The sequence below is a fragment of the Streptomyces sp. SID4985 genome (assembly GCF_009863025.1).
Lineage (GTDB): Bacteria > Actinomycetota > Actinomycetes > Streptomycetales > Streptomycetaceae > Streptomyces.
Genome location: NZ_WWIR01000017.1, coordinates 1 through 1,817, shown reverse-complemented (window position 1 = coordinate 1,817; position 1,817 = coordinate 1). Strand labels below are relative to the sequence as shown.

Sequence of the window (1,817 nt, the reverse complement as noted above, 5' to 3'; positions counted from 1 at the left end):
CGAGCCCGCCGCGCCGAGGTCGGCCAGGAGGGCCGCCGCGACGCGGTGGGCGGAGCGCAGGGCGCCCTGGACGGTGCCGGAGTCGCGGTGGTCGCCGCACACGTACAGCCCCGCCATGAGGCGCACCGGGCGGCGCGCGTCGTACGGCGGGCGCTGGGCGGGGACGGCCTCGGGGGTGTGGTGCACGGCCAGGGTCTCCCAGCGGTGCGTCGAGGTGCCGTAGAGCCGGGCCAGCTGGATGCGGACGGCGCTGTCCAGCTCGCCGGGGGCGCCGGGCGGGGTGCCGAGGACGGTCGAGGAGATCAGTACGCGTCCGGCGGGCGCCCGGCCCGGGTCCACGGTGCTGAGCACCGCCGTGTGCGCGACCGGGCCGCTCCGGTCGGCGTCGAGCAGCAGCGCGGAGCCGGTGGCGAGCGCGGGAGCCGGGTCGTCGGTGGTGTGGTGGACCACGGTCACCGGGTGGAAGTCCGGCACGCGCAGGCCGGGCAGCAGCTCGGCGGCGGCGCGCGCGCCGGTCGCGAGGAGCACCGCGCGGCAGCGGATCACGCCGTGCTCGGCGGTGGTGACCGAGGTGGTGGAGACCGAGGTGACGCGTACGCCGGTGCGCACGGTGCCGGGCGGCAGCGAGCGGGCCAGCCGGTCGGGGAGCGCCTGGGCGCCGCCCTCCGGGACGCACAGCCGTCCGCTCGCGAAGGCGTGCAGCGCCAGGTCGGCGGCCCGGCTGGAGGTGGTCAGCTCCGGGTCGCACAGCAGGGCGGCGAGCAGCGGGCGCAGGAAGCCCTCGACGGTGCGGGGCGGCAGGCCGCGCGCCTGGAGGGCCTGGGCGGCGGGCAGTTCGGGGCGGGCCAGCAGGCGTTCGACGGGGGTGGCGGCGAGCCGGTTGAGCGCGCTGCCGAGCCGGGCCCGGTCCATGGCGCCCCCGGCCGCCCCGCTGGTACGGCTCTCGCGGGCGCTTCCCGCGCCCCGAGGGGCGCTCGCGAGGGCGCGCGCGATGTGAAGTGCGCCCCTTGCGCCCCCGGTGACCGCCGGAGCGCCCGCCCGGTGCCGGTGCCCGTCGCGGTGCAGCAGGACCCCGGGCGCGAAGCGGCGCAGCGGCAGGGCTTCGAGGCCGGGGGTGGTGCGCGGTTCGGGCCAGGACGTGAAAAGCGGCTGTCCGAGACGGTCGAGCCGGAAGCCGTCGACCTTCTCGGTCGACATGCGGCCGCCGACACACGGCTCTGCCTCCAGGACCGTGGTCGTCACTCCAGCACTGGCGAGCCGACGGGCCGCCGCGAGTCCGGCGGTCCCGGCTCCCACGACGACGACGTCCACCTGGTACGCGGGCTCAAGCACGAGGCCCCTCCTGTGGTTGCGCGGCCGGTGGAGACGTGATGCCCCCAACAGGCCCCGGGGATACCCGAGTTCGGGTCGAGGTTAGGGCCCCGAACGGTCAGGGGCAGTCGCGCATCGACAGGGCACGGTCGCATGGAGGTCGCATACGGTCACTCCGCCGCGCGGATCGTGTCCTCGATCCCGGGGAACGCGAAGGCGAACCCCGACTCCAACAGCCGCCGGGGCACCACCCGTTGACTGCCCAGCACATCCCCGGCCATCTCGCCGAGCACCGCCCGCAGCACCGCCGCCGGGACCGGGAACGGCGTCGGCCGGTGCAGCACGCGCCCCATCGCCTCGGTGATCTCCTGATTGGTCAGCGGGTCGGGCGCGGTCAGATTGAACGGCCCCGACAGATCCGCACGGTCGATCAGATGCCGGATCGCCGCCACCTCGTCGTGCAGCGCGATGTACGACCAGTACTGCCGCCCGTCCCCGAGCCGCCC

2 protein-coding genes are annotated in these 1,817 nt (G+C 76.5%); both read right to left on the bottom strand.

Going from position 1 to position 1,817, the window contains the following annotated elements:
• A partial coding sequence (locus tag GTW40_RS00645) for an NAD(P)/FAD-dependent oxidoreductase (RefSeq protein ID WP_161178170.1) occupies nucleotides 1–1,332 on the bottom strand: 1,332 nt, incomplete at its 3' end.
• A 149-nt stretch (nucleotides 1,333–1,481) separates the two neighbouring features.
• The coding region (locus GTW40_RS00640) for a DUF1731 domain-containing protein (protein ID WP_161178169.1) at nucleotides 1,482–1,817 on the bottom strand (336 nt) is incomplete at its 5' end.